This window comes from Clostridium sp. 10cd* (assembly GCF_044336395.1).
Taxonomy (GTDB): domain Bacteria; phylum Bacillota_I; class Bacilli_A; order Erysipelotrichales; family Erysipelotrichaceae; genus Clostridium_AQ; species Clostridium_AQ innocuum.
Genome location: NZ_CP172347.1, coordinates 4,397,560 through 4,421,552, shown reverse-complemented (window position 1 = coordinate 4,421,552; position 23,993 = coordinate 4,397,560). Strand labels below are relative to the sequence as shown.

General features: G+C 43.6%; 26 protein-coding genes and 1 riboswitch. Of the genes, 19 read left to right on the top strand and 7 right to left on the bottom strand.

From position 1 onward, the window contains the following. The first annotated feature begins 91 nt into the window (after nt 1–91). The 7 genes from ACG3M1_RS21960 to ACG3M1_RS21930 all read left to right on the top strand — a co-directional run bounded on the left by ACG3M1_RS21960 (nt 92) and on the right by ACG3M1_RS21930 (nt 8,293). Nucleotides 92–2,965, top strand: coding sequence for a sigma 54-interacting transcriptional regulator (locus ACG3M1_RS21960; protein ID WP_008816283.1), 2,874 nt, complete (start codon nt 92–94; stop codon nt 2,963–2,965). A 59-nt stretch (nt 2,966–3,024) separates the two neighbouring features. Beyond that, nucleotides 3,025–3,510, top strand: a complete 486-nt coding sequence (locus tag ACG3M1_RS21955) for a PTS sugar transporter subunit IIA (RefSeq protein ID WP_002606437.1) — start codon at nt 3,025–3,027, stop codon at nt 3,508–3,510. Further along, nucleotides 3,500–3,799: a PTS sucrose transporter subunit IIABC gene (locus ACG3M1_RS21950; RefSeq protein ID WP_002606436.1), complete on the top strand. Its 300-nt coding sequence runs from the start codon at nt 3,500–3,502 to the stop codon at nt 3,797–3,799. The genes ACG3M1_RS21955 and ACG3M1_RS21950 overlap by 11 nt, the downstream gene beginning before the upstream one ends. A 23-nt stretch (nt 3,800–3,822) precedes the next feature. Next, nucleotides 3,823–5,097 carry a PTS transporter subunit IIC gene (locus tag ACG3M1_RS21945; protein WP_008816284.1) on the top strand — a complete coding sequence of 425 codons (1,275 nt, stop codon included), beginning with the start codon at nt 3,823–3,825 and terminating at the stop codon, nt 5,095–5,097. Between the two features lie 74 nt (nt 5,098–5,171). Then, nucleotides 5,172–6,185, top strand: a complete 1,014-nt coding sequence (locus ACG3M1_RS21940; RefSeq protein ID WP_008816285.1) for a zinc-dependent alcohol dehydrogenase — start codon at nt 5,172–5,174, stop codon at nt 6,183–6,185. A gap of 228 nt (nt 6,186–6,413) precedes the next feature. Further along, nucleotides 6,414–7,190 (top strand): glucose-6-phosphate isomerase family protein, encoded by a 777-nt coding sequence (locus ACG3M1_RS21935; RefSeq protein ID WP_008816286.1) that lies wholly within the window; start codon nt 6,414–6,416, stop codon nt 7,188–7,190. Beyond that, nucleotides 7,187–8,293 carry a mannitol dehydrogenase gene (locus ACG3M1_RS21930; RefSeq protein ID WP_233105126.1) on the top strand — a complete coding sequence of 369 codons (1,107 nt, stop codon included), beginning with the start codon at nt 7,187–7,189 and terminating at the stop codon, nt 8,291–8,293. Before ACG3M1_RS21935 ends, ACG3M1_RS21930 begins: the two co-directional genes overlap by 4 nt. A gap of 282 nt (nt 8,294–8,575) precedes the next feature. On the opposite strand, the gene ACG3M1_RS21925 is transcribed toward ACG3M1_RS21930, so the two are convergent. Both ACG3M1_RS21925 and ACG3M1_RS21920 read right to left on the bottom strand, forming a co-directional pair. Next, nucleotides 8,576–8,941 carry a DUF6483 family protein gene (locus ACG3M1_RS21925; protein WP_008816288.1) on the bottom strand — a complete coding sequence of 122 codons (366 nt, stop codon included), beginning with the start codon at nt 8,939–8,941 and terminating at the stop codon, nt 8,576–8,578. Next, nucleotides 8,938–9,930, bottom strand: coding sequence for a Gfo/Idh/MocA family protein (locus ACG3M1_RS21920; protein WP_009269977.1), 993 nt, complete (start codon nt 9,928–9,930; stop codon nt 8,938–8,940). The genes ACG3M1_RS21925 and ACG3M1_RS21920 overlap by 4 nt, the downstream gene beginning before the upstream one ends. A gap of 160 nt (nt 9,931–10,090) precedes the next feature. Between ACG3M1_RS21920 and ACG3M1_RS21915 the strand changes: the two genes are divergently transcribed. The 4 genes from ACG3M1_RS21915 to ACG3M1_RS21900 all read left to right on the top strand — a co-directional run bounded on the left by ACG3M1_RS21915 (nt 10,091) and on the right by ACG3M1_RS21900 (nt 13,796). Next, the gene (locus ACG3M1_RS21915; RefSeq protein WP_009269976.1) at nt 10,091–10,849 is read left to right on the top strand and encodes a Tim44 domain-containing protein; all 759 of its coding nucleotides are present in this window, start codon (nt 10,091–10,093) and stop codon (nt 10,847–10,849) included. A gap of 2 nt (nt 10,850–10,851) precedes the next feature. Then, on the top strand, nt 10,852–11,241 hold the full coding sequence (locus ACG3M1_RS21910) for a (deoxy)nucleoside triphosphate pyrophosphohydrolase (protein ID WP_009269975.1): 390 nt from the start codon (nt 10,852–10,854) through the stop codon (nt 11,239–11,241). Next, nucleotides 11,238–12,407 (top strand): PstS family phosphate ABC transporter substrate-binding protein, encoded by a 1,170-nt coding sequence (locus tag ACG3M1_RS21905; RefSeq protein WP_395814603.1) that lies wholly within the window; start codon nt 11,238–11,240, stop codon nt 12,405–12,407. Before ACG3M1_RS21910 ends, ACG3M1_RS21905 begins: the two co-directional genes overlap by 4 nt. A gap of 159 nt (nt 12,408–12,566) precedes the next feature. Next, nucleotides 12,567–13,796 (top strand): HD domain-containing protein, encoded by a 1,230-nt coding sequence (locus tag ACG3M1_RS21900; RefSeq protein ID WP_002606426.1) that lies wholly within the window; start codon nt 12,567–12,569, stop codon nt 13,794–13,796. 193 nt (nt 13,797–13,989) lie between these two features. Here the strand turns inward: ACG3M1_RS21900 and ACG3M1_RS21895 are convergent, their stop codons facing one another. Further along, nucleotides 13,990–14,613, bottom strand: a complete 624-nt coding sequence (locus tag ACG3M1_RS21895) for a hypothetical protein (RefSeq protein WP_009269973.1) — start codon at nt 14,611–14,613, stop codon at nt 13,990–13,992. After that, nucleotides 14,613–15,125 carry an NAD(P)H-dependent oxidoreductase gene (locus ACG3M1_RS21890; protein WP_008816294.1) on the bottom strand — a complete coding sequence of 171 codons (513 nt, stop codon included), beginning with the start codon at nt 15,123–15,125 and terminating at the stop codon, nt 14,613–14,615. The genes ACG3M1_RS21895 and ACG3M1_RS21890 overlap by 1 nt, the downstream gene beginning before the upstream one ends. Nucleotides 15,126–15,181: 56 nt before the next feature. Here ACG3M1_RS21890 and ACG3M1_RS21885 point away from each other — a divergent pair, with 56 nt between their 5' ends. After that, entirely contained in the window at nt 15,182–15,859 is a 678-nt protein-coding gene (locus ACG3M1_RS21885) for a TetR/AcrR family transcriptional regulator (RefSeq protein ID WP_395814600.1), read from the top strand. Nucleotides 15,860–16,176: 317 nt separating this feature from the next. After that, entirely contained in the window at nt 16,177–16,515 is a 339-nt protein-coding gene (locus ACG3M1_RS21880; protein ID WP_002606422.1) for a PTS lactose/cellobiose transporter subunit IIA, read from the top strand. Between the two features lie 577 nt (nt 16,516–17,092). On the opposite strand, the gene ACG3M1_RS21875 is transcribed toward ACG3M1_RS21880, so the two are convergent. From ACG3M1_RS21875 to ACG3M1_RS21865, 3 genes are all read right to left on the bottom strand, one after another. After that, on the bottom strand, nt 17,093–18,199 hold the full coding sequence (locus ACG3M1_RS21875; protein ID WP_008816296.1) for an alpha/beta hydrolase: 1,107 nt from the start codon (nt 18,197–18,199) through the stop codon (nt 17,093–17,095). Nucleotides 18,200–18,422: 223 nt separating this feature from the next. Next, on the bottom strand, nt 18,423–18,839 hold the full coding sequence (locus ACG3M1_RS21870) for a hypothetical protein (RefSeq protein WP_395814597.1): 417 nt from the start codon (nt 18,837–18,839) through the stop codon (nt 18,423–18,425). Next, complete coding sequence (locus ACG3M1_RS21865) at nt 18,836–19,045, bottom strand: helix-turn-helix transcriptional regulator (RefSeq protein ID WP_002606417.1); 210 nt, start codon at nt 19,043–19,045, stop codon at nt 18,836–18,838. Before ACG3M1_RS21865 ends, ACG3M1_RS21870 begins: the two co-directional genes overlap by 4 nt. Nucleotides 19,046–19,218: 173 nt before the next feature. Here ACG3M1_RS21865 and ACG3M1_RS21860 point away from each other — a divergent pair, with 173 nt between their 5' ends. From ACG3M1_RS21860 to purD, 6 genes are all read left to right on the top strand, one after another. Next, on the top strand, nt 19,219–19,665 hold the full coding sequence (locus tag ACG3M1_RS21860) for a LytR/AlgR family response regulator transcription factor (RefSeq protein ID WP_002606416.1): 447 nt from the start codon (nt 19,219–19,221) through the stop codon (nt 19,663–19,665). 12 nt (nt 19,666–19,677) lie between these two features. Continuing rightward, a complete protein-coding gene (locus ACG3M1_RS21855; RefSeq protein ID WP_009588495.1) occupies nt 19,678–20,373 on the top strand; it encodes a hypothetical protein in 696 nt (231 codons plus the stop codon). Beyond that, on the top strand, nt 20,370–21,113 hold the full coding sequence (locus tag ACG3M1_RS21850) for a hypothetical protein (protein ID WP_009588531.1): 744 nt from the start codon (nt 20,370–20,372) through the stop codon (nt 21,111–21,113). The genes ACG3M1_RS21855 and ACG3M1_RS21850 overlap by 4 nt, the downstream gene beginning before the upstream one ends. Continuing rightward, a complete protein-coding gene (locus ACG3M1_RS21845; RefSeq protein WP_035303604.1) occupies nt 21,110–21,838 on the top strand; it encodes a hypothetical protein in 729 nt (242 codons plus the stop codon). The genes ACG3M1_RS21850 and ACG3M1_RS21845 overlap by 4 nt, the downstream gene beginning before the upstream one ends. Continuing rightward, nucleotides 21,825–22,535 (top strand): hypothetical protein, encoded by a 711-nt coding sequence (locus ACG3M1_RS21840; RefSeq protein ID WP_008816301.1) that lies wholly within the window; start codon nt 21,825–21,827, stop codon nt 22,533–22,535. Before ACG3M1_RS21845 ends, ACG3M1_RS21840 begins: the two co-directional genes overlap by 14 nt. A 56-nt stretch (nt 22,536–22,591) precedes the next feature. Further along, nucleotides 22,592–22,691, top strand: a riboswitch (purine riboswitch). Nucleotides 22,692–22,753: 62 nt separating this feature from the next. Next, entirely contained in the window at nt 22,754–23,986 is a 1,233-nt protein-coding gene (purD, locus tag ACG3M1_RS21835) for a phosphoribosylamine--glycine ligase (RefSeq protein ID WP_008816302.1), read from the top strand. Nucleotides 23,987–23,993: the final 7 nt, after the last annotated feature.

The window sequence follows — 23,993 nt, the reverse complement described above, 5'->3', positions numbered from 1 at the left end:
GTATAATATCCGTTGTATAATACAAAGGAAACACGTAATATGTATAAAAGTAAGGGGAATGAAAGGGGAAACAGAATAGAGGGAGATTATAATGAATTACACGATAAAGGAATTGATTGAAAAAGAGGATAGAAAAAATCCATATACGGATGAGCAGCTCGCAAAGCTTTGCAATATGAGTCGTGAGGAAGTTACACTTCTGCGTCAGGAACAGGGAATTTTAGACTCCCGGGAGCGGAGAAGGCAGATATTACTACCAGAGGTTAAGGAAATATTGCAGGCAAACGAAAAAATATCAGACCGGAAGCTTACAGCGATACTGAATGATCGGGGATATCAGATATCGCGATTTATTGCTAGAGCAGTGCGTGATGAGCTAGAGCCCAAAGCGAAAAAAGAGGAACGCCTGCAAATGGATCCGGATCGTGATTTTGAACAGCTGATTGGTTATGACGGCAGTATGAAGCGGCAGATTTCCCAGGCACAGGCTGCTGTTCTTTATCCGCCAAGAGGTCTTCATACGCTGATCCATGGCCCCAGTGGTGTTGGAAAAAGCCAGTTGGCCGAAGCCATGTATCACTTCGCCATTCATGTGGGTACCATACAGAAGGATAGTCCGCTGGTGATATTCAACTGTGCAGATTATGCGGATAATTCAGAGCTCTTACTCTCACAGCTGTTCGGTTATGTGAAGGGAGCCTTTACCGGTGCGGATCATGAGAAATCAGGGCTTGTGGAAAAAGCCGACGGAGGTATTCTGTTTCTGGATGAGGTACACCGTCTGCCAAGCGAAGGCCAGGAAATGCTGTTCTATCTGATTGATAAGGGGATGTATCGAAAGCTGGGGGAAACAGATAATACAAGAACGGCAAGACTTCTTATCATTGCTGCCACTACGGAGGATCTGGATTCCTATCTTCTGACAACCTTTCGACGCAGAATTCCCATGCTGATCGATTTGCCGCCATTGAGCGAGCGCCCGCTTCTGGAACGTCTTATGATTATCAAAGCCTTTCTGTTTCAGGAAGCTCTGCGAATACAGCAGAATATTATTTTGGAAAGGGATGCTTTGCGGCTTTTACTGAATTATCCATGTCCGGGCAATATCGGACAGCTGCGAAGTGATATTCAGGTGGCCTGTGCCCGAAGCTTCTTAAAGCATATTACATATGGGGATGAACAGCTGATTATAGCGCTGGATGATTTGCCACCCCATGTAGGTAATCTCGCGCTTAATACCGCATCACGTGAATCCCGGAAGCTGTGTGAAAGTGATTTATTTGTTTCCTGCACAAAACCAAGAGAACAGTTGGCGCATATGGGACCGAATATCTATCAGTTCATAGAAGAAAAATACGAAGCCCTTTTGAATGAGGGATGTACAGAACATGAGGTTTATCAGACACTTGGAAAAGAACTGGATACAGAGATGGACAATCTGTTCAATAAAATAAAATATCAGCAGGTTGATCGAAAAAATCTGGAAGAGGTTGTGGGTAATCGTATTATTCAATCCGTACAGAAATCGGTTGATATCGCCAGGATGAGCATGCAGGATATCAGTCCCAATATACTCTCGCCCCTTTGTCTGCATGTGAGCGCAAGCTATGAACGTATGAAATGTGGAAAACGTATTATGAATCCACAGCTTGAAAAAATAAAAAAAGAGTATCCGCTGGAATTTGCCACTGCACGAAAAATGTGTATGCAGTATCATGAGGATTTCATGTTAGAGCTGCCGGAGGATGAGATAGCGTTTATCGCCATGTATCTTAAAACCTTTACCAAAAAGAAGAAAGAGGAAAGCAGAGGGAAAATCGGAATCATTGTTTTAACACATGGCAATGTCGGTATCGAAATGGTGGAGGTCGCCAATCAGCTGCTGAATGCTAGCTTTGCAGTTGGACTTCGCTGTGCCTTGGATGAACCAAGCAGTCATGCCCTGCAGCGGACACAGCATGCAGTGGAACAGCTTGATGAAGGCAGGGGCTGTTTAATTCTCACAGATATGGGATCACTGGTAACATTCGGTCAGATAATTACGCAGCGTACGGGAATTGACACACGAACAATCTCCCGTGTAGACACGGTAATGGTCATAGAGGCGATTCGCAGAGCAATTCTGGAAGAAACAACGCTGGATGAATTGGAACAGGCACTGAATATGGAAAAGGAAATCAATTTCCATGGTAATCTGGAGCTTGAAGAAAAGGAGACTGTGATTGTTTCCATTTGTCTGACAGGTAAGGGCAGCGCGGTCCTCATCCAGTCAAAAATACAAAAGCTGCTACAGGAGCATAACATGACAATCCGAATACTGACACTGGGGGTCATCAGTGAAAACGGAATTGAATTTGAACTGGACCACCTTGCTCGCAGCTATCATATTCTAGCGATACTGGGAAACTTTCAGATAGAGTATCACCAGATACCATTTTTATCCACGAATGAAATTCTTAATGGAACAGCACAGCAGGAGCTGCTAAGCATCATAAAAAATAACAGACAGCCCGGAAAAACTGTGAATTGCCTGCAGGAGCTTCTTGATGAGGATATCATACTCTGTCATGTACAGGATGCTTTATGTAAAAATGATATTCTGGAAAAACTGGTAGACCTGCTCGTTAAAAAGGAATATGTATCTCAGGAATATCTGCTGGATGTATACAAACGGGAGGCAATGGGCGCAACCATTATGGGAAAGGCAGCTATCCCGCATGGTTTTACAGAACATGTCACAAAACCTGCCATTGCTATTCTGACCCTGCAGGATGCAATTTTATGGGAGGATGACTTTGAAACGAATATCATTTTGATGCCGGCTCTGCAGGAAGAGAGTATTGCATACACGCAGGAATTGTTCTCCATATGCAGCGATTCAACGCTGATTCAGGCACTTTCGGCTTGTCAGAAGCCGCAGGAAATCATAAGGCTGATAGCCACTTACACAAAACCGTCCAATTAGTTGGCACGGTTTTTGCTATTTTATGGGTGAAGGATAAAACATGATGGGAGGTGAAGCTGTTGGATCAGGAAATACAAATCGTCAGAGAATGTATTCTGCCGCATTATGCAGCACAGCAGAAGGAAGATATCATACAGGAACTCAGTAAGCGAATGAAGGAACGAAATCTTGTGAATGCAGATTTTCAGGAAGCGGTATTAAAACGGGAACAGAAGTATCCTACCGGATTGCTGATAGGAAAACGCAATATCGCTATACCACATACGGAGCCGCAGTATGTAAAAGTACCGTGTATCGGTATCGCCACCTTGAAAAAAAGTGTTGCGTTTCACCGCATGGATGCATGTGATGAGCTGGTGGATGTGGATGTCGTACTGCTGCTTGCCTTGAATCAGGCACATGCACATATGGAAATGCTGAGCAGAATCATCCTCATGTGCCAGGATGAAGCATTCATCGAGGAATTGATGCGGGCAGAGCAGGAAACAGATATTGAACAAATCGTCAGAGAACGATTAGAAGGAGGAAAACAGCATGAATCGTAAACCATTGGTACTGGTTGTATGCGGCGCAGGAACCCTGACTTCCGTTATTGCCAGCCAGGGAGTGGAACAGGGCTTGAAGAAAAGAGGAATCACAGATGTGGAAATCAAGGTAGGCAGACTGGACGATATCGGACGGTACGCTGATCGTATTACCGTGCTTGTCGCTTCCATGAATATTCGCCAGAAATATGATTTTCCGGTTATCAATGCCATATCGTTTCTGACGGGGGATGAGGATGGTCAGGAGCGTGTCGTGGATAAAGTGGCTGATATTTTGAAAAATAAATAAGCAGAGAAAGTGAGGAGAAACTTATGGAAATGCTACAGAATTTTTTTGACTGGTTCTTCGCCTTGGGCAGCAGTGTGTTTGTGCCGTTCATCATGTTCACACTATGTATGGTGTTTAAGGGCGGTTTGACCAAGAGTCTGCGCAGTGCCCTGTATATGGGCGTTGGGCTTGTTGGATTGGGGCTGATCGTTGATTATTCCGTTGCAGCGATGACACCTGTTACAGAATCACTCGTAAATAATCTGGGATTGAGTCTGAATGTAATTGATATCGGGTATGGAAATGTCAGTGCAGCCTGGGCTTGGCCGGGCGTAGTCTGGGTGATTTTGGGTATTATTGCAGTGAATTTCATCATGGTTGTTTTAAAGTGGACAAAGACGCTGTGGGTGGATATGTGGAATATCTGGCATGGTGAGTTTGTTGCCGGTATGATGTGGGCTTTTACCGGAAATATCTATATCGGTGTTGCCAGCGGTCTGATCTTGCTTGTCATCAATATGAAGCTTGCCGATTATCACGCTAAAAAAATACAGGAGTTTAACGGTTTGGAGGGAATTTCTGTAGTTGCGACCTCAGGTACCTTTACAGCATCCTGGGCACAGGGATGTATGTGGGTAATCAACAAGATACCGGGGCTTCGCGATATCAAGGCATCCTCCGAACAGATTAAGGAGAAATTCGGAATTTTCGGGGAAATGTCTGTTATTGGTGCGCTGATGGGTACCGTTATGGGAATCGTTGCCGGCTTTGATTTTATTAACACGGCACAGCTGGCAATCAAGCTTGCGGCAGTGCTTGTCATTCTTCCAAGAATGCTGTCTATTATTGCAGAAGGTATTATACCGATTTCCAATGCACTGTCTAAATTCATGAGAGAGAAATTTCCAGGCAGAGAGCTGTATATCGCAGTAGACCCAGCCATTCTGCTGGGGGATCCTTCCGTTATGTCAACAGTAATCCTGATGTATCCGATTTCCGTTATGATTGCAGCGGTTATTCCTGGCTGTAACTTTCTTCCGGTTGCATCTCTTGCGGCTCTGCCATACTGGATTGGCGGCATGGTGCCGTATACAAAGGGAAATATCATTCATACGGTAATATGTGCAACGCTTTGGATCATACCTGCCACTCTGATTGCTTCCTCTCTGGCGGGAATATGCACCGATCTTTGCAGCATGACGGGGTTATTTACAGATCAGATAGCAAATGGCGCAATGTTTACCAACTGGGATGAAGGCGGAAATATTCTTCTCTGGTTGTTTGTCAAGGCAGGTCAGCTGTTTGGATTTGGTGGATAAGGGGTAAAAAACTTGAAGTATCCAACGGGAAAGCAGGAAAGCTGTACTGTATACAGCAGGAGAATGGAGATAGTATGAAACAGGCAGTATTGAAACAGCAAGGGGTGCTTGCCATTGCGGATGTACAGGAGGATCTAACTCTGCAGGCGGATGAGGTGCTTGTTGAGGTGAAGGTTGTTACAATCTGCGGATCGGATCTCAGCTACTTTCAGGCTGAAACGCTGCCGCATGATTTACAGTATCCGCTGGTGCTGGGACATGAGATGGCCGGCATCGTAAAAGAAACCGGTACTGCTGTAAGCAGTGTTCAAAAGGGAGATCGTGTAGCAGTGGAGCCGCAGAGCTATTGCGGGCATTGCGAGGCCTGCCAAAGAGGAGATTATAATTTCTGTGAATCATTGCAATTCATGGCCAGCAAGGGAATCAGCGGAGCTTTAAAGCAATATGTGAAGTGGCCGCAAAGCTCAATCTATAAGCTGGAGGATTCCATGTCCTTTGAAGAAGGTGCGCTGCTGGAGCCGTTATCTGTTGCATACAGCGCGATTGAAAAGTTGGACTTTCACAAGGAAAGCAGGCTTGTGATTTTAGGAGCAGGATCTATCGGACTGCTTATGGGAGTGCTGATGCAGGAATTATATCCCGAGGTGAGCGTTCATCTAGTGGATGTTTATGAGAGTAAGCGGGACATAGGAGAGCGTCTGCATATGAAAAAGAATCAGTTTCTGATAGGAACTGCGTATGAACTGGAATCTATGAAGCCGTTTACCCACATCATTGATACAACCGGGAACAGTGAGGTGGTGAAGCAATTTCTGCAGCACAGCATACCGCAGGCCGTACTTCTGGAACTCGGTGTCAGTGATCGTCCTTTGGAAATCAGCTTTAAGGATATTGTATATCAGGGGCTTCGCATTATTGGCTCTTACCGCTATACGAATACCTATCCAAGACTTTTGAAATTGTTTCGGGAACAGCACCTGCAAGTGCGCGATATTATAACGGGCAGATACCCGTTTGAAGCAGTACAGACAGCCTTTGAACAGGCAATGGATGGACGCCATCACAGCAAAATCGCCATTTACTTATAACGAAAAAGCCTGTTGGCTGAGCAGTAGGCGGCATGCCGACAGGTTTTTCATACATTTGGAAGGAATGTGAAAAATGAGGTTGAAGGAAAAAGCATACGTATGATAAGCATCCCGTATTGCATCTATCGTAGTGTATAAACCGTTAAGGGATAAAAACATACGGTGTAATCACAGAGAAAGCGAAGCGCAGTAAGGAAAGCAGGAGTGCGTGTATAGGAGGATATGATTATGAAATTAAATACAGGAATGAATTTGTCTGTGGATCTGAACAAAATGGAATTTATATATGATGCAGCTACGACAGGACCGCTTACAGAGAAGCGTAGACTGGATGATATACGTGCAAGCTTGAGTGATCCGAATGCAGAAGGACCGTCCATTGTTTATGCAGTTGCGATGGATGTAGCCAAAAAGAAGCATATGCAGGATTTAATTGACCGCAATCTTTTGTATGGCGCGATGATTTTTGAAAAAGGGGTTATCGGGGAGGAGCCTGTTCGTTCTCAGGGGCATATCCATGCGGTGTCAGTCTCATGTAATGCCTCTACCTGTGAGGTATATGAAATCTGGGCAGGGGAGGCCTATATCTATATGCAGGAATATGCCGGGGATGATCCGGGGCGTTGCTTTGCAGTTCATGCCAGAACCAAAGATGTAGTGATTGTACCGCCGGGGTGGGCACATTGTACAATCAACGCGGATCCCTCCAGAGCCATGCTGTTTGGTGCATGGTGTGTCCGTGATTATGATTTTGATTATGAGCAGGTTCGCGCACATAGAGGAGTTGCATTTTTCCCAAAAGTAAAGGATGGCAGTATCACCTTTGTGCAGAATACACAATATCACCCTGCACAGCTAGAAATTCTGAAAGCAAGAGCATATCCGGAATTTCATCTGGAGCAGGGGGTACCAATCTATACGCAGTATGAGAAAAATCCGGAAAGATTCCGTTTTGTAACGCATCCACAGGAGGCTGAGGAGCAATGGAAGGAGTATCGACCATGAAACAGAAGAAGCTGGTCGTCCATTTTGGCGCAGGTGCATTGGGAAGAGGTTTGGTTGTACCAATGCTGTATGAGAGCGGCTGCCGTATCGTGCTTGCGGATACAAATCCGATGCTGATTGAAAAAATGAAGGATGCAAAGTCCTATACACTGGATGTTTCAGATGATGAACAACAGAGACTGCATACCATTAAAATAGAAGATATCGTTTCACCTGTAACGGATGAAGCGATGCTTCTTGCATATTTGCATATATGTGATGCAGTGACTACATCAGTCCGCAGAGAAAATCTAATCCATGTCGCAAAGGTTCTAGCCATGGCATGGGGGACGGAAAGTGATTCCCGGCGTATGGTTCTTTGCTGTGAGAACGTGGAGGGTGTAGGGGCATACTTTCACTCTCTGCTTATGGATTATGCGAAAAATGAACAACAGAGGAAAAACCTGTCTGTGATTCGCATACCGGATACGATTGTTGACCGCATCTGCGCAGCAGGATCCACCATTATGGAGGTTACGAGTGAATCGTTTCATGAATGCAGTGTCGATGCAGACGTGGTGACAGATACGGGAATCGCCAAGATACCGTCGATAACAAATATTCGCTCCCACTTTTATCGCAAACGGTATCTGCTGAATACCTATGCAGATGCAATGGCATTTCTTGCACTTGAAAAACAGCATACCTATTTATATGAAGCAGCGAAGGATGAAGAAATTCAGAACAGGTTGGACCCATATATTCGTCTTTTGATACAGCTTTTAAAAGCGAAGTACGGAATCGCCATGAAAGAGAGCGAGCATTGGTTTCAGCTGTACCGAAAACGACTTTCCAATCCGGAAATTCCAAGAGAGCTGCATACGGTTGCCCGCAGTCTATGGAGCAAAATGACACTTAGTGAACGTTTTATCTGTCCGCTAATAGAATTGATTCATTTGCATATCGATGTCAGCGACGGGCTGGCGGTCATACAAGAAATCATTGAGAGTCAGGCCGGAAGAGAAGGTCTTACAGATGATGAAGTACACAAAAAGCTGCAGGATCTATGGGGTGGGACGGAGTATGGAAGGAAGCTGCTTGAGATGTTTATTGCTTTGGAATAGATTTGAAAGCAATCACCTTAACGCAATATCTGTTCCTTATCATGAATGAGTCCTTCTGTAAACAGGCTTATTTTGTTTATCATATAGAGATCGTTTTCTTTTCTGCTTTTTTAATTGAAGTTTATGAAACGTAAAGAACGCAAGCTGTGGCCTGCGTCTTTTGCACTAAAGCTGTATTGGTTTTTAAGGACATAGACAGGAATTTCCTGCTTTTACGTATGCTTTTAGTTTGTACCACTTCACGCTGAAGTATGATTGCAAGCTCATTCGTGTCTTGCTCGTTTATAGATGGATACCATATTGTTGCGTAATGAATTCCAGGTCATTATACAGCTCCTGCCGTGTATAGCCGCCTTCCTGTAGCTCGGATTCGCTTAAAGAATTCAGCTGATCAAACGCAGATAGTGCAACCTTGAGATATTCCATACTGCCGGTCGCAAAATATTCACGTAAATATTGTACAGCTTCGGGGTATTTCCTTTCCCTTAGCAGAGCCTGTATCCGTCTGTGATATTTTTTCACATCTTCATCACTGAGCTCCTCCTCCACCCTGATTTCACTTTTCTCCCGATGTAAAAGCACCTTGCCCAGCATGTCGGTCATGCCCTCAATCTGCCGCATGATCCAGTCATTTTCAAATACACTCATAATCCATTCCTGTCTGCCGCAAATACGATTCCGGCATCCCTTCTGGCAGCTTCATACACCTCCATAACCGTTCTTGAATAAGCAAGCAGCTGTGTACAGCGCTCATAGTCATCCAGCTTATAAATATCACGGAAATCCTGTAATTCATAATACAGAGCTACATCATTCTGCACGATGGAAGGATGCTCAGCACGTTCCCTGCCGATCTGAATGGTATAGGCAGCACATCTGCTTGTTTCCGAACGCATGGTGATAAATCCCTTTTCTCCCTGAATCTGTGCAATGCATTCACTTCTGGTATCCTTACAGCCGACGCATACCGCCTGAAAGCCGTCGTATTGCATAAGTACAACACCGCTTGTATCAATGCCATTTGCATGTTTATTGGCATAGTAGTGCACTGTTTTGGGTTTACCGAAGAATCCAATTACATAATGCAGATTATAAATATTGATGTCTGCGAGTGCTCCTCCGGAGAATTCCGGATTGAATACATTCGGTGTTTCCCCCTGCAGAAACTTGTCATAGCGGCTGGAGTATTGAGAAAAATTACACTGAACCATCCGAATGGTACCAAGCCTTGGAAGCTCTTCTTTCATGCGTAGATAATTTGGCATATGTGCAGTTACGATCGCCTCGAAAAGATACAGGTGCCGGTCCTGTGCTTCTTTAACCAGACGATCGAATTCCTCAACCGTGGATGTAAACGGCTTTTCACAGATAACGTTTTTTCCTGCCTGCAGAGCTTTCAATGCATGCTCAAAATGCAGGCTGTTCGGTGATGCGACATAGACGAAATTGATTTCCTCATCCTTCAGCATATCATCCAGATTCGTATAGATTTTATCAATTTCATATTTGTCTGCCAGCATGCGGGCTGAGGATTCCTTACGTGAATACATGGCAACACAGCTGATATTGGCACTTTCCTGCACTGCCGTTAAAAACCAGTCAACGATAAAGCCTGTTCCTATGGTTGCTACATTCATGACAATCCCTCCATTCTTATCTTAAATATAGCACATATGCATGTTTGTGAACAGAGAAAGAGAATGAATTGCGTAAGAAGCAATTCTTAAAAAACTGTTGGTTTTCATCATTTGTTATCTGGTGTTTTTCCTGTATAATGAACATATAAAGGGTGATGCTATGAAAAAGAAATGCCTTGTTTACCTGATAATCCTGCCGCTTTTATTGCCGCTATCCGCGCATGCGAGAGCGGGAGGCGGTGGTTCCGGAGGTGGTGGGGGAAGCTCTAGTGGCGGTTCCTCATCAGGCAGTACGAATTCTGATCATTATTACGGACATGGATACAATGACCCGATTGGCAGTATGTTCTCTACGATTGCCATAGGAGGTCTGCTTGTATTGATACCTGCAATGCCGATGCTTGCCTATCGTAGAAGAGTGAAAAAGAAAGCAAAGCAAAGTGCTGCCCTGCTGCATTGGTTGGAAGACACGGATGCCATTTGGAATGAGAAGCTGATAAAGCAGCGGGTAGAGGATATTTACTATCATGTACAGGATGCATGGACGAATGCAAAGGTTGAAGATCTGAAGCCTTATCTTACAGAACATTTGTATGAGCAGTGGAAGATGCGTCTTACCTGGATGGAGCTGCGCAATGAGCGCAATGTTCTGGATAATATCAAGCTGCGAAGAAGTGCGGTGGTTGGCATTCAGGATTATCGCGATGATAGTCAGGATTTCTGCTGGCTATATATCGAAGGAAGCATGATAGATTACACCATAAATTCACAGACGCAAACAATTACGGAAGGTAAACGAAAAACATCAACCTTTGTGGAGTATTGGAAGCTGCAAAGAATCGGGGATACCTTTTACCTGGATGATGTCAGACAAAAGGAGGATGTGAATCCGGAGGATTTTACAGATTGGAGGGAATAAGCGTGAAGACAAAGGATATCGTATGTGCTGTAATTTGCATGGATCAGCGTCTGCTCATTGCGAAGCGAAGCAGCGGTGTACATGAGAACATCTGGGAATTTCCAGGCGGCAAGGTAGAGTCGGGGGAAACACGGGAACAGGCAGTAGCTCGTGAAATTAGGGAGGAGCTAGAGCTGTGTGTGGATATCGACAGATATCTTACAACGATTCGCGATAACAGAGAGGATTGCACACTGCTTGTACACGCCTATCTTTGCAGATATGTAAGTGGCGAAATTCATCTGCATGCCCATCATGAATATGCATTGGTAACGCCGCGCGAGCTTTACAGCTATCAATTTGAAGCAGCAGATCAACCTATACTGGACATGCTTCAGGAGAACGCCTTATGATGTGGGCATTCTTTATCGTACTGCTTACGCTGATAACGATTGTGGCACTACCGATAGTTTCAATGTCTGCGCTCATGCTTGCATGGGCAACTGCACATAGATATATGTCACCGATTTTTATGTTTACAGTGATTATGGTGTTTGTCTACCTCTGGAGTATGCTGATATCAAAACAGCGGAATCAGTGCTGGCTGAAAAAGAAAACACAGCTTGTGCTGATTCTCCCTGTGATTCTGGGAATCTGTATACTGGGCGGGACCTTTGCATATGATGCATGGCAGAGCCGGTTTGAGGTGATGCGCAGTGAGGTTGATTTGTTTGAATATGAACCGTTTCATAGCGATAAGCTGGCAGTTCCTGATAAAAAAAGCTCCTATTCGATGCAGGAGCCACTTTTAAGGCTTGACGGCGCAACAGCATTATACCCGGTGTATGCTTCCTTCGTGCAGGCAGTGTATCCTAGGGAAGGCTATGATGATAGTACAGATAGTGTGCGATGTACAACAACCCCGGAAGCATATGAAAATCTACAGAAGGGTGATACTGATCTTATTTTTGTGGCAGCTCCCAGCGATAAGCAAAGGGAACTGTTTGAAAAAGAGGGAAAAGAGCTTATCATGGTTCCCCTCGGTATGGAGGCCTTCGTATTCTTTGTGAATTCTGAGAATCCGGTGGAATCATTAACATCACAGCAGATTCAGGATATTTACAGAGGTAACATCACAAATTGGAGGGATGTCGGTGGCAATAATGAACGAATTCGAGCCTTCCAGCGTCCAGAGGGAACCGGTTCGCAATCGGCTTTGCTGCGCTTTATGGAGGGAAAGAAATTGATGTCGCCACCGCAAAAGGATGTGGCAAGCGGTATGGGAGATATCGTAACGGAAACTGCAGAATACGAAAACAGGGAAAATGCAATCGGCTATTCCTTCCGCTATTATACGCAGGGGATGGTGAAAAACAAGGGAATACGTCTTCTGAAGGTGGATGGCATTGAACCGAGCGTTGAAAATATCCGCAAGGATACATATCCGATCAGCAGTCCGTTTTATGCTGTCTATGTGAAGGGGAATACGAATAAGAATCTGAAGCCGTTTCTAAGCTGGATTCAGTCAAAGGAAGGAAAAGAGCTGATTGAGAAAACAGGATATGTGGCAGGCTCATAGCTTTTATAGAAAGGAAGATCGGATAGAGGCTCCGATTTTCTTTGTTTTACTCACAGGTATTTATATCAGTTAATTCTTAGGCTTATCTAAATTCCATAATTTGTTATAATTACACAGCGCTTTATAGTATAATGATAATAGAAAAGAGGGTGAGAGATTATGCTTAAAACAGAAGAAACCAAAGTTCTGCGCGATCCAATTCACGGCTATATTCATGTGGATCTGAAGGTGGTATGGGATTGCATCAACGCAAAGGAAATGCAGCGTCTGAGACGGATCCATCAGCTGGGGGGAGATTTTCAGGTTTATCATACGGCAGAGCATTCACGGTTCTCCCACTCTCTGGGGGTTTATGAAATTGTGCGGCGCATGGTTTATGAAATTGATCAGCTGCGGGAGGTATTGAGTGACTACGAAAAGGCGGTAGTGATGCTGGCAGGTCTGCTTCATGATATCGGACACGGTCCGTTTTCCCACGCCTTTGAGGGAATCAGTACGTATAAGCATGAAGAGTACACCGTGAAAATCATCATGGAGAATAGCGAAATTCATCAGATACTTGCCGCCTGTGATGCGCGGCTGCCGGAGGATGTTGCTAGTATTATCCAGTACCGCCATGCAAAGGAATGTATGAATCAGCTGGTAAGCGGTCAGCTGGATGCGGATCGTATGGATTATCTTCTGCGGGATGCTTATTTTACCGGAACCAGCTATGGAAAATTTGATCTGGAGCGAATTCTGAGAACAATACGTGTAAAGAATGGAAGAATCGTTGTAAAAGCAAGCGGGATACATAGCGTTGAGGACTATATCATGGCCCGTTACCATATGTACTGGCAGGTGTATCTGCATCCGGTGGCACGCAGCTATGAAACCCTGCTTTCTATCCTGTTTCGCAGGATGAAGGAGGTGTATGCTCTGCATCCTGAATATCTGAGTGATGTAAAAATGTTTCATCCATTCCTCTGTGGTGCGGATGCGGGCATTGATGCGTTGTATCGTCTGGACGAATCCGCAGCCCTGTATGGATTCTCTGAGCTGGTAACCTGCAGGGATGAAATCCTGCGTGATATATCCTATCGACTCTTAAATCGAAAGCTGTTTGAATATGTAACACTGAAAAATCCGGAGGATTTAGAGCGTATTCAGCTGCATGTACAGGCATTGGGATACGATCCGGACTATTATGTTTATCAGGATGTTGTCTCACAAAAGCCGTATTCTCCTTATAAGAGCAATGAAAGCGGACATAATATCTGGGTACTTGAGGAAAGCGGCAAGGTTAAGGAGCTGTCAAAGGCCAGTGATATTGTTCGTGCATTAACAAGAGCTGATTTAAAAGAGGAATCAAAGCTTTATTTTCCTGAAGAAAAACTGCATATAAAATAACCGTCATAGAGATACCCCGAAAGCTTACGGCAGGCTGTATATCAACAATACCGTAAGAAAGGAAGAGGAAACTGTCTATGACGGTTTTCTGTTGGATTCACTTTTTACGGAATCCGGATGGCAGTTAATGTATTTATACGATATTCACTATCAAGAGAATAGGAAGCATAGAATTGTTTTACTTTCAAAAGGCTTACCGTTTCGGATACACACGCTTTGGATCATAGCCATTCTTTTTTAATTGCTTATTCCAGGAATGATGTGCCATTTTTATATAAAGACTGCGCGGAAAGGCAGGCTGGACATAAGAACTTTCGAATGCAGTATCCGTTATAATAGCTTCTCTCATACGGCGAAGGGCTTTATCCACAGGAGCTTTTGGGCCATGCTCCCATGCCATTGCTTGTATTTCATTCAGCATGGGACCTGCACCGATGCCAATCCCTCCCATGAAACACATACCGCTTTTAGTACACCAGTTTTCCACAACCTGCAGCGCATAGCGATTCTGCTTTCCTTCAAAAAAGCCGCAGTTTACAATAACATACAGGTTCACCTTTACAGTTGCACGCTTTCGTTCCTTCTCCCATTGCAGAAGAAAGCTGAGAAGATGGGAAGGCAGCGCATCAAAATAAAGTGGAAAGCTTAGCACAATGGTATCAAAGGATTGCAGTTGATGAAAAATATCCAGATTTTTATGGATATCCATACAGTGGAAAACAGTGATATTTTCCATATCTGTAAAGAGATGTTTGGCCAGCATTTCACTGCAGCTGTTTGATGGCTTCGGTGAGCCGGAAAGGATTGCGTATTTCATTAAACGGCCACCTCCAACATGGTTTGTAACCGGACAAGTGCCTTTTCACTATCCGCGCAGTGATGACATTGGACATACCTGCAATCCATATTGACTCCATTCGCCTGAACAAGAGCTTGAAGGACGTTTTGTTCCTGTTCATTCTCACTGCCATATGCAATAACAATCAGCTGAAGATGAGTGGGAGAGGTTAACACATGGTGCATTTCATGATTGCGAATGGTGAAATACGGCTGCACATAGGAAAGAGAGCGGTCGATTGCACACTTCACAAACGGACTATAGGAGCCATATACATTCTCTGTAAGAATATAAAGCGTATCACTTTGTTTCATGGAAGCTGTAAAGGAAGCTATATCGTCTTGGAATATGCATGCTCCCGGTGATTTGATCCAGCAGGAAAAGCAGCCTGTACATGGTGCTGTCTGCTTGAGCTCATGGGAATCGAATACAGATACATTTTCTGAAAATGGCAGTTGAGGTAAGGCAATATCGGATAGTATGGTTTTCATGATAAATCCTTTCTTCAGCTAAGTAAACGCTGTTTACATTGATAGAGTATCATATTATGTTTACACTGTCAACATCGTGTGATAAAATACAGTTACATCGTAAGAAGGGACTGGTCTGCATGTGTGAACAAAGCTATCATCATAAGGATTTAAAAAATACATTGATAAAGGAGGGCATTCGTTACATCAATGTGTACGGGGAACGAAGCCTTTCTATGCGAAAGCTTGCGGCACTCTGTCATGTTTCACATACCGCCCTGTATAAGCATTTTCAAAATAAGGAAGAGTTTATGAGCGCCATTTCTGCATATATCGAAGAACAGTTCACGGAGGCATTGCAAAGGTCCTATGAGAATGCGGGTGGTGATGTAGATGAGGCTATCATTCAGATTGGTGCAGGCTATGTAGCCTTTATGGTACAGCATCCTGATTTTTTGAAATATCATACCAATATCATGAAATCTCAAATGTTTCAGCTGCAGGACTTAGAAAAGAAGTCGGTGAAGTCGTATGAGATATTTCGCAGTACCGCTCTTGCCTTTTTGAAAAAACACGGTTGTCCGCCGGAGGAGTATCAGAAGGAGATCCTCTCTATGTGGAGCCTTGTAATGGGATTAAGTGATATGCTTGCCTATAAAATCATAGATTCTCAAAAGGATGCGTTGAAAACGGCAGAGGAAATCATACGTCGGGAAATCAAGCTTCGCTGTATGAAGTCTGCTTACCACAGCTAGCTATTTAGGAAGATATTTGGAAAGGATAGTCCTGAGCATCTCCTTATAAAGCTGTTTTGTTACATCCTTCAGAAAGCAGATCTGCTGATTTGAGTATTATGTTTTACTGTTGGGGCTATAAGCGGCTGTGAATGCCTGAGAGTATGATAGAAATAGGTCTGCATATCCTGTAGCTGTTAAAGCGATTGAGAGAATACTTCAATCAGTAATGAATTCGGCATCTTTTGTAAGAGATATCATTTTCTTTAAATTCCTAGTGAAATCACGGTATGGGTATGATACAATAGTAGAACAGAAAAGGTCAGGAGATGGATACGATGGGCAGTTCAGAACTTGAAATACTAGAAATCATTTCTTCCGTGGGACAGGCTAGAAGTCTTTATATCGAAGCGATTCAGGAGGCTAAAAGTAAAAACTACGGACAGTGTAACGAGCTTGTAAGAAAGGGCAATGAACAGTATGCAAAGGGGCATCGTATACATCAGCGACTTGTTCAGGAGGAAGCCGGAGGAAATCCGGTGGATTTAAACCTTCTGCTCACACATGCACAGGATTTACTGATGAGTGCGGAATCCTTCAAAATTTTATGTGATGAATTCGTTGATCTGTATCGTAAATTTGATGAGCTGGAAGAGAAAATATATGAAAAAGGATAAAGGCATGGAGTGATTTCCATGTTTTTTTGTTTAAGAAAACGGTATGGCTTATGAGTGTTAATGTCTTTATCGAAGCATGCGGATATAAGCTTTGTGAATAACGTACAGGAGCAGTCAGAGAAGCTGGAGTCGTTAAAGCAGATTATACGGGATATACAGAAAGCAGGAGCCTGTCGATGAGGTTTCATAAAGTATGGTCATCAACGGTATCCATGCGCAGATTGAAAGCCTTGCCGTGGATACACAGAAGCAGTGCAATCAGCTGTTCTCACAGCATACTATACGGTTGATATGAATATATTGATGCTGGATGTGTTCCTGGTGTCATGTGAGCGCAGATACCGCCTGCCTACAGCTGTAAGGATAAATCCATACTCAGCACGCTGCTGAAAATCGATTATCTTCAACGGTATTCCTATATAAAACAGGCCATTCGGATGCAGCTGCCTAGGCTCTTTGCGGAATGCAGTACATAGATAAAACTCTGTATAAGGTCAGGTATACAGAGCTTTTTTCATATCGATTCATGGTACAGAAATATTCATGGCTGTCGGTTAAGCAAATTCATGATGAGAATCTATTCAGAAAGCTCATGAAGAAAGCGCATTATGGATTTCCATACCTCTTTATTCATAGCGATATCACCATGATCCAATGTATCAAAAGGAATCGTCTTAACCGGCGTTGTGAAGCATTCAATCAGGCGCCTTGAGAGGCTGGGAGAAACGATGGTATCCTGATTGCTCAATATGACCAGAGCAGGGCAGGTTAGTGCACCGACATACCTGTCACTTGTTAGCGGGTAACGAATCAGATGCTGCAGGGGACCATAGAAAACAGGGAAATAGGAATTGAATAAATCTCTCCCGTTATTGTATGGAGAGAGAAGAATGAGTGCATCCGGTGTTGATTTGGAAGCTGCATAGCTTGCCATTCCTGTACCGATACTGTAGCCGACGATATACAGCTTTTTATTTGGATATCTGTGACGGGCATAATGCAGGACTGCATCCGCCATCTTAAATAGCTCTTCCTGTGACAGGGAACCCTTGCTGTCTCCGTAGGAAGGATAATCAATACTGAGAAAGTGTGAATTCTTCATATAAGAGAAAATTCCGCTTTCATCATATTCTCTGCATAAGGCACTGGTATTCTGTGCATTTCCTCCAAAATACACTATGATGCTATCCGCATTCTCTGCTTTTCTCAACCATCCGGTATATTGCGAATCTATGCTGATACGCTCATAGGCTTTATCCGCCATGAGCATATCCCGATCCTGAGGACTTGCATTTGGATAAAAGATAACATATTCCTGTGCAAAATAAATGGTTGTGAGAAAGATGAAAAGCATACTGATCAGAAGAAATGCAAACAGACGGCAGACGATATGGCGAAATGGTTTTGTATATTCCAGCTTTACATATCTGCGTACGAGGAAGCCGGTCATGATAAACAGGGATAACAGAAGCGGCAGAAGATAAATACCGATTCGTATCCATAGCGGATAATAGCTCGTAACCAGTGCCTGCTGACGCAGAATGTAAAAGACAATGCATATTTCCAGACAAATATTGATGAGTGGAAAAATGAACAGAAAAAACCTTGGCAAACGGTAATGATAGATAAGAATCTCGATAACTGTAATAGCTGCCGCAATGAGCAGAATCCATACAAGCTGCATAAACAGCATCTCCTTTACGATATTACAATACCATCTTCTTTGGTGAATATAATGTATTGCGAAGTCTGGCAAAGCTGCCTGTATACAAGCAGCCAATGAGCTTATGCACAGGCAGTATTTTTAAAGCAGCCCTGCAGGAACCGGATCGTACGTGGTAAGCTTTTGATGATTGCGCATGCATCCCTATAATCGGCTTCATCCGGCAGGTCTATGATATGGAAAGCTACAGCCTTCTTTTGTAATACATCCAGATCAGTAAATAGGCAAACAGCTGAATGCCCAGGAGAATGTTAAAGCAGCTGTTGATGGCTTCTTCATGATATAAGGATGCAAGAACAGAGGCTGCCAGAGTTGCGATAAGAGATACGTTGAATGCCTGCGCTCTGCTGTTTTTCTGAATTAGCGGATTGCGTTCATCTGTTTCATCAATAATCAATTGCTCACGTTTCCTTTGTGATGCTTTGGCTGACCATATCGCTTTCAGCATATACAGGGAAACGATGAGGCCTCCGACACCTCCACTGAAAAGGGAGGAACTGCGATATTCCTGCGAAAAGCCGACAACAATCAGCACAACTGACAGTATGATAAACAGTAGAATCGTAATGCATTTCATCCTTATAATATTCTGTTCTTTCATGACTCATCCGCTCCTTCCGTAAAAAGAAATACATCCTCGATATGATGTTGAAAAATTGTTGCTATGCGGTGTGCAAGGTGAATGGAGGGATCGTATTTCCCCTTCTCCAGTGAGATGATCGTCTGCCGGCTGACTCTGCACCGCTGTGCCAGCTCCTCCTGCGTCATTTGTAATTCCTGCCGAAGCTTTCGTATTCGATTCCTCATGAATGTAAAGCCTCCTTTACATCTTTAGTATACCACCGGATGATAAAAATGTGAAGCGTGCTTTACATATATTTGCTTTTCCTGTGCATGTTACTGCCTATATTTGTATCTTATATCATACTGCTTGTGTTTCCTCTGAATTCCGATAAACTATAGGTGAAAAGGGTGAAAGTATGAAACTTAAGCTATTATGCAGAAAAGAGATGAAAGAACAGCTGTTGGATGATCTTCAAAAGGGGCAGGTAACTGTTTGTGAGGATGCCGATTATGTATTGTACGAGGCAAATTATGATTACCGCTATCTGCTTGTCAGGGATCATGAGGAATACATGCGTCTCGCTGTTGAAGATATCATCTATATAGAAAGCATTTCCCAGGAAATATGGATACATACCATGGACGGCAGGTACCGTGTTAAAGAAACAATGTATCAGCTGGAGGCCAATTTGTATGAAAAAGGATTTCTGAGAGTTCATAAGGCGTTCATTGTTAATAAAAAGGATATACGGCGAATCCGAAGCAGTTTAAACTCAAAATTTACGCTTATTCTCACAAACGAGGATCAAATCGAGGTATCCAGAAGCTATTATTACCGGTTCAAGGAAGAAATGGGATTTTAAGGAGGGATGCATATGCTACAGACTTTGTTTGACAGTCAATCATCCACCGGTTTGCTTCTGCTTATTCTACTTCTTTTACTGGCAGGTCTGGTGGTTTATGTCCTTTATAAGCATTACTATGAGCTGCGGGTCAATCAACATTTAAAAACACCAGAAAAGCAGATTCATTTATTAACAGTCCGGACAGTGGTATGCATTTGGGGGATTCTCTCGATCCTGACGCTATCCTGGTATATGGGCTATTATTATCTGCGTGAAGCAGAGCAAAGTGAAACGACATGTGATATGTATGATACGGTGCAGTATGCAGGAGTGGATGAAGCGATGGTTAAGGAACGGCTTGAGGCTGTAAAAAAAGGCAGCAAATCCCTCAGCATGCAGAAGGAAAAGCCGAATAAGCATGTAACTGTAACCTATGCAGTAAATGATCGCAAGGAATATGTATATGTCGTTACGTATGATCTGCTGAGAGAACCGCAAAAGGATGAACAGATAATAATCCGTAACCGTACCGACAGCGGGTGGACCAGTGGGGAAATCAAGGCGGATTCGCGGAAAATCATATCCATGACCACAGGAACGATCAAGGATTCTTGCGCAGCACAGAAGCGCAGCATTCACATATACAATTATACCCGGGGGAAAAATAAGAATCGTGTCGATTATTATGACAGCTACACGATTGAAAAGGGAGGTATCCATCGATGAAAAAATTAACAGGAATTGCAGGGCTGCTTATTCTCTGCTGTATAGGAGGGTGTGCACCTGTGCAGAAGGAAGCGACATTTCTGAAATCAAGTATTCGATTTCATTTTCCGGGAGAGGACATGGAGGAAAGTCTTATAGTACGGTTTAAAAAAGAAGGCGGTGAAGGTGTCAGGGTAACGGGAATCGCAGATTACAAGGCAGACGCTGTGGTTGATCCCCGTTATGTGATTGATGAGGAAGCACCTATGGAGGATGAGGATTTCTATGCTTATGGAATTCAGCTTCCCATGTTTAAAGATATGAAGGTAAGCTTTTCCAAAATCACCTATCAAAAGGATCAGGAGGAGAAAACGGCGGATATCGGTATATATGAAATAGAAAAAAGCGGAGAGGTTTTTGAAGAAGCCTCCATTTCAAAGAACTGGGATTCTGAGGAAAAAGAGCTGTATATTGATGTAAATACGAAGGCAGCAGGGAGACTGATCCACGTTGAAGCTGTGAATCCGGATGCTCCTATAAAAATTGTAATACAGAGAAATACATATGGCGATTTTGATACAGACACAAGAGTTATACTTCGCTATGAGCTGCCAAAGGAATATGATATGACAGCTACAAATTTCTGTTATACCTTTGAAAAAAGCGGCAGAAGGATACAACGGTATGGACGAGGTGTTGTTGAGCTTTATAAGAGTGGAAATCAAACCGCGGGCAGAGGCTTTCAGCGCCTTGCTGTGTGACTGTAAACAGAATGGATACGATTGCACAGAAAGCTACAGCCTCCCTTACGCAATGGCCATGGGTTCTGATTTTGCTCGTCCTAGGCGGAGCTCTTCTTTATATTGCGTATCGATATCACTATGATAAAAATCTGAATGCTGCACTGCTCGATAAAGCTGTAAGAAAACTGCCTTCCCCGAAAACCGTATTATTTGCTTACGCAATATTGGCTGCAGCCTGCAGCTTACTTGTTTTCGCATGGAACACACAGCCAGGTGACATGAAACAAAGGAGCTGTTTCACGACGGAAAGCTATCTTGACCTAAATGCCGATGAACAAACGATTACAGAAGAGCTGAAACACATGGAAGAATTGAAAAGCAGGGAATCAGTTTCATATCATGAACAGGAGCTTAAGCATGGGATCCGGATGCAGTATGCGATAAAGAATAAAAAGGACTACGTTTATATCATCAGCTATGAACGTGCCGCAACAGATTTAAAGGAGTATTACTATATAGAGCTGCAGGATATTTTCGGTGGTACATATGCAACGAATATGATAATGAACCCCAAAGATAAAAAACTATATGTCATGGTTCGAGGAACTATGCAGGAATCCTGTGATGCTTCCGAGTTGAAGCTGGAGCTGCGGAACATAACGGAAGAAGAAAATAAAAATCCGATACATGAAGAGATTCGCTTTACTGTAGAAAATGGAGGGATACAAAATGAAAGTAAATAAAAAAATACTTCTGCTTCTGCCTCTGTTAGTGGTGGTGTTTCTTCTTTTATGGTATGCTTTCCAGCCTGCAGCTTCAACGGCTGAATTTTTACACAACAGTGTAGAATATAGCAAGACCTCATTGTATGAGGTGGAGAGTATTATGCTCGAAGAGGGTAAGCCTTCGCGTAATACTGTCACAGAGCCGCAGCTGATAGATTTTGATATGAAGCAGCCGATGGATCCTGCTGTATGGTTTTGTGAAGCTGCCCCGTTAACCGTCTATGTGCCTATGAAGCAGGGAAGTCGTGTCCGTTTTCAAACACTCCAGTATACAGAAAACGGGGAAGAAAGGACGGCTGATCTGGGACGGTATGATATCCGATATGTGAAGGGAAAAGCATTGCAGGAGTCTGAGTTTTTCGGAAACACGGAGGAACAAGTGATAAATATCCGTATACGAAAGAACGCATATGGTCGTCTGAAAACGGTGGAGCCTGTTAATCGGGATCTGAAAGTCAAGGCAGCGGAAATTAGCGAGGATGAGAAAAGCTATCGGATTCGAATACCGTATCAGGATTTCTCAGCATATGATTATATTTATACCAATCTGAAATATACGTTTGAAAAGGATGGAAGAAAGGAAATTTATTATGGGGAACAGGTGCTGGCGATTCATAAAGAATTCGGAATAGACTATCATGTGATTATAGATTGAGTGCTTTCCCGAAACTTTCCTGAAATGGAATTGTAATGTTGTACAAAATAAAGTAAAATAAGAGTGGAAATATTACTTGTATAGAAACATGATTGGATGATTCGTCTCTACTCGCCGACCGTAAATTGGCGAACTACAAGTAAACTTTTTGGCTCAATGCATGGAAGGTTTACTGTGACTTTTCATGCTTTTTATGTTTCGGAAGGAGCGATTGTTTGATGAAAGTATTGGTAATCGGTAAAGGCGGAAGAGAGCATGCACTGGTTCATGCGGTAAGCAGAAGCGGCCGGGTAAAGAAGATTTATGCAGCTCCGGGAAATCCCGGAATGGCAGAGCTTGCGGAGTGTGTCAATATTGCGGACAGTGATGTAAAGGGCTTAACCGCATTTGCAAAGGAACAGGAAATAGATTTAACGATAGTCGGACCGGAGGCTACGCTGTCACTGGGAATCGTTGATGCGTTTCAGGCAGAGGGACTAAAGATATTCGGACCGACAAAGGATGCGGCACAGGTGGAGTCCAGCAAGGACTTTGCGAAGAAAATCATGGCGAAGTATGGTATTCCGACAGCAAGCTACCAGACCTTTGACAATAAAGCGGATGCAATCGGCTATGTGGAGCATCAGGGCGTGCCGATTGTAATAAAGGAAGACGGCTTGAAGGCAGGAAAGGGTGTTACGGTTGCTTATGAACTAAAGGAAGCATTGGATGCAATCGAAATCGCGTTCAGTGTTCCGGGAAACCGTGTTGTTATCGAGGAATGCCTGGAGGGCTTTGAATTCTCCTTGATTTGCTTTGTATGTGATGATCTGGTTCTTCCGATGGAGGTTGCACAGGATCACAAGGCGGCGTATGACGGTGATAAAGGTCCAAATACTGGTGGTATGGGTGTCTACTCTCCTGTTAAGAAGATAACACCGGATATTATAGAGGAAACGATGAATGCAGTTATGATGCCGATGGCGAAGGCAATGGTGAAGGAAGGGCATCCGTTTACCGGATTTCTGTACGGCGGGCTGATGCTGACAAAGCATGGTGTTAAAACAATCGAATTCAATGCACGCTTTGGTGACCCGGAGGCAGAGGTTATCCTGCCGAGGCTGAAAACGGATTTCTGTGACGTGATTGAGAATATTATGAACCATTCCAAGACAGAGCTGGAATGGGACGACAGGGTTACGCTTGGTGTTGTTATGGCCAGTGAGGGGTATCCTGCTTCCAGTACAAAGGGCGCTGTGATTGAAAATTTGGAGAATGTGAATTCCATGGTATTTCACATGGGGACGGCAGAAAAGGAAGGCAGTCTGGTAACGGACGGCGGTCGTGTTCTGTGCGTGTGCGCTGCAGCGGATACACTGGAGGAAGCATATGAAAAAGCATATGCGGATGTACATAGAATTCACTGTGATAAGCTCTTTTACAGAAATGATATTGGAAAGAAAGATATGTAATACATTA

Bases quoted from the DNA above. Each gene is read 5' to 3' on its own strand.
- ACG3M1_RS21870 (WP_395814597.1), bottom strand. From the start codon at position 18,839: ATGAAAGAACAGAATATTATAAGGATGAAATGCATTACGATTCTACTG.
- ACG3M1_RS21855 (WP_009588495.1), top strand. From the start codon at position 19,678: ATGCTACAGACTTTGTTTGACAGTCAATCATCCACCGGTTTGCTTCTG.
- ACG3M1_RS21915 (WP_009269976.1), top strand. From the start codon at position 10,091: ATGAAAAAGAAATGCCTTGTTTACCTGATAATCCTGCCGCTTTTATTG.
- ACG3M1_RS21920 (WP_009269977.1), bottom strand. From the start codon at position 9,930: ATGAATGTAGCAACCATAGGAACAGGCTTTATCGTTGACTGGTTTTTA.
- ACG3M1_RS21860 (WP_002606416.1), top strand. From the start codon at position 19,219: ATGAAACTTAAGCTATTATGCAGAAAAGAGATGAAAGAACAGCTGTTG.
- ACG3M1_RS21900 (WP_002606426.1), top strand. From the start codon at position 12,567: ATGCTTAAAACAGAAGAAACCAAAGTTCTGCGCGATCCAATTCACGGC.
- ACG3M1_RS21930 (WP_233105126.1), top strand. From the start codon at position 7,187: ATGAAACAGAAGAAGCTGGTCGTCCATTTTGGCGCAGGTGCATTGGGA.
- ACG3M1_RS21885 (WP_395814600.1), top strand. From the start codon at position 15,182: ATGTTTACACTGTCAACATCGTGTGATAAAATACAGTTACATCGTAAG.
- ACG3M1_RS21850 (WP_009588531.1), top strand. From the start codon at position 20,370: ATGAAAAAATTAACAGGAATTGCAGGGCTGCTTATTCTCTGCTGTATA.
- ACG3M1_RS21940 (WP_008816285.1), top strand. From the start codon at position 5,172: ATGAAACAGGCAGTATTGAAACAGCAAGGGGTGCTTGCCATTGCGGAT.
- ACG3M1_RS21895 (WP_009269973.1), bottom strand. From the start codon at position 14,613: ATGAAATACGCAATCCTTTCCGGCTCACCGAAGCCATCAAACAGCTGC.
- ACG3M1_RS21960 (WP_008816283.1), top strand. From the start codon at position 92: ATGAATTACACGATAAAGGAATTGATTGAAAAAGAGGATAGAAAAAAT.
- ACG3M1_RS21950 (WP_002606436.1), top strand. From the start codon at position 3,500: ATGAATCGTAAACCATTGGTACTGGTTGTATGCGGCGCAGGAACCCTG.
- ACG3M1_RS21890 (WP_008816294.1), bottom strand. From the start codon at position 15,125: ATGAAAACCATACTATCCGATATTGCCTTACCTCAACTGCCATTTTCA.
- ACG3M1_RS21865 (WP_002606417.1), bottom strand. From the start codon at position 19,045: ATGAGGAATCGAATACGAAAGCTTCGGCAGGAATTACAAATGACGCAG.
- ACG3M1_RS21935 (WP_008816286.1), top strand. From the start codon at position 6,414: ATGAAATTAAATACAGGAATGAATTTGTCTGTGGATCTGAACAAAATG.
- ACG3M1_RS21880 (WP_002606422.1), top strand. From the start codon at position 16,177: ATGGGCAGTTCAGAACTTGAAATACTAGAAATCATTTCTTCCGTGGGA.
- ACG3M1_RS21840 (WP_008816301.1), top strand. From the start codon at position 21,825: ATGAAAGTAAATAAAAAAATACTTCTGCTTCTGCCTCTGTTAGTGGTG.
- ACG3M1_RS21945 (WP_008816284.1), top strand. From the start codon at position 3,823: ATGGAAATGCTACAGAATTTTTTTGACTGGTTCTTCGCCTTGGGCAGC.
- ACG3M1_RS21875 (WP_008816296.1), bottom strand. From the start codon at position 18,199: ATGCAGCTTGTATGGATTCTGCTCATTGCGGCAGCTATTACAGTTATC.
- purD (WP_008816302.1), top strand. From the start codon at position 22,754: ATGAAAGTATTGGTAATCGGTAAAGGCGGAAGAGAGCATGCACTGGTT.
- ACG3M1_RS21925 (WP_008816288.1), bottom strand. From the start codon at position 8,941: ATGAGTGTATTTGAAAATGACTGGATCATGCGGCAGATTGAGGGCATG.
- ACG3M1_RS21905 (WP_395814603.1), top strand. From the start codon at position 11,238: ATGATGTGGGCATTCTTTATCGTACTGCTTACGCTGATAACGATTGTG.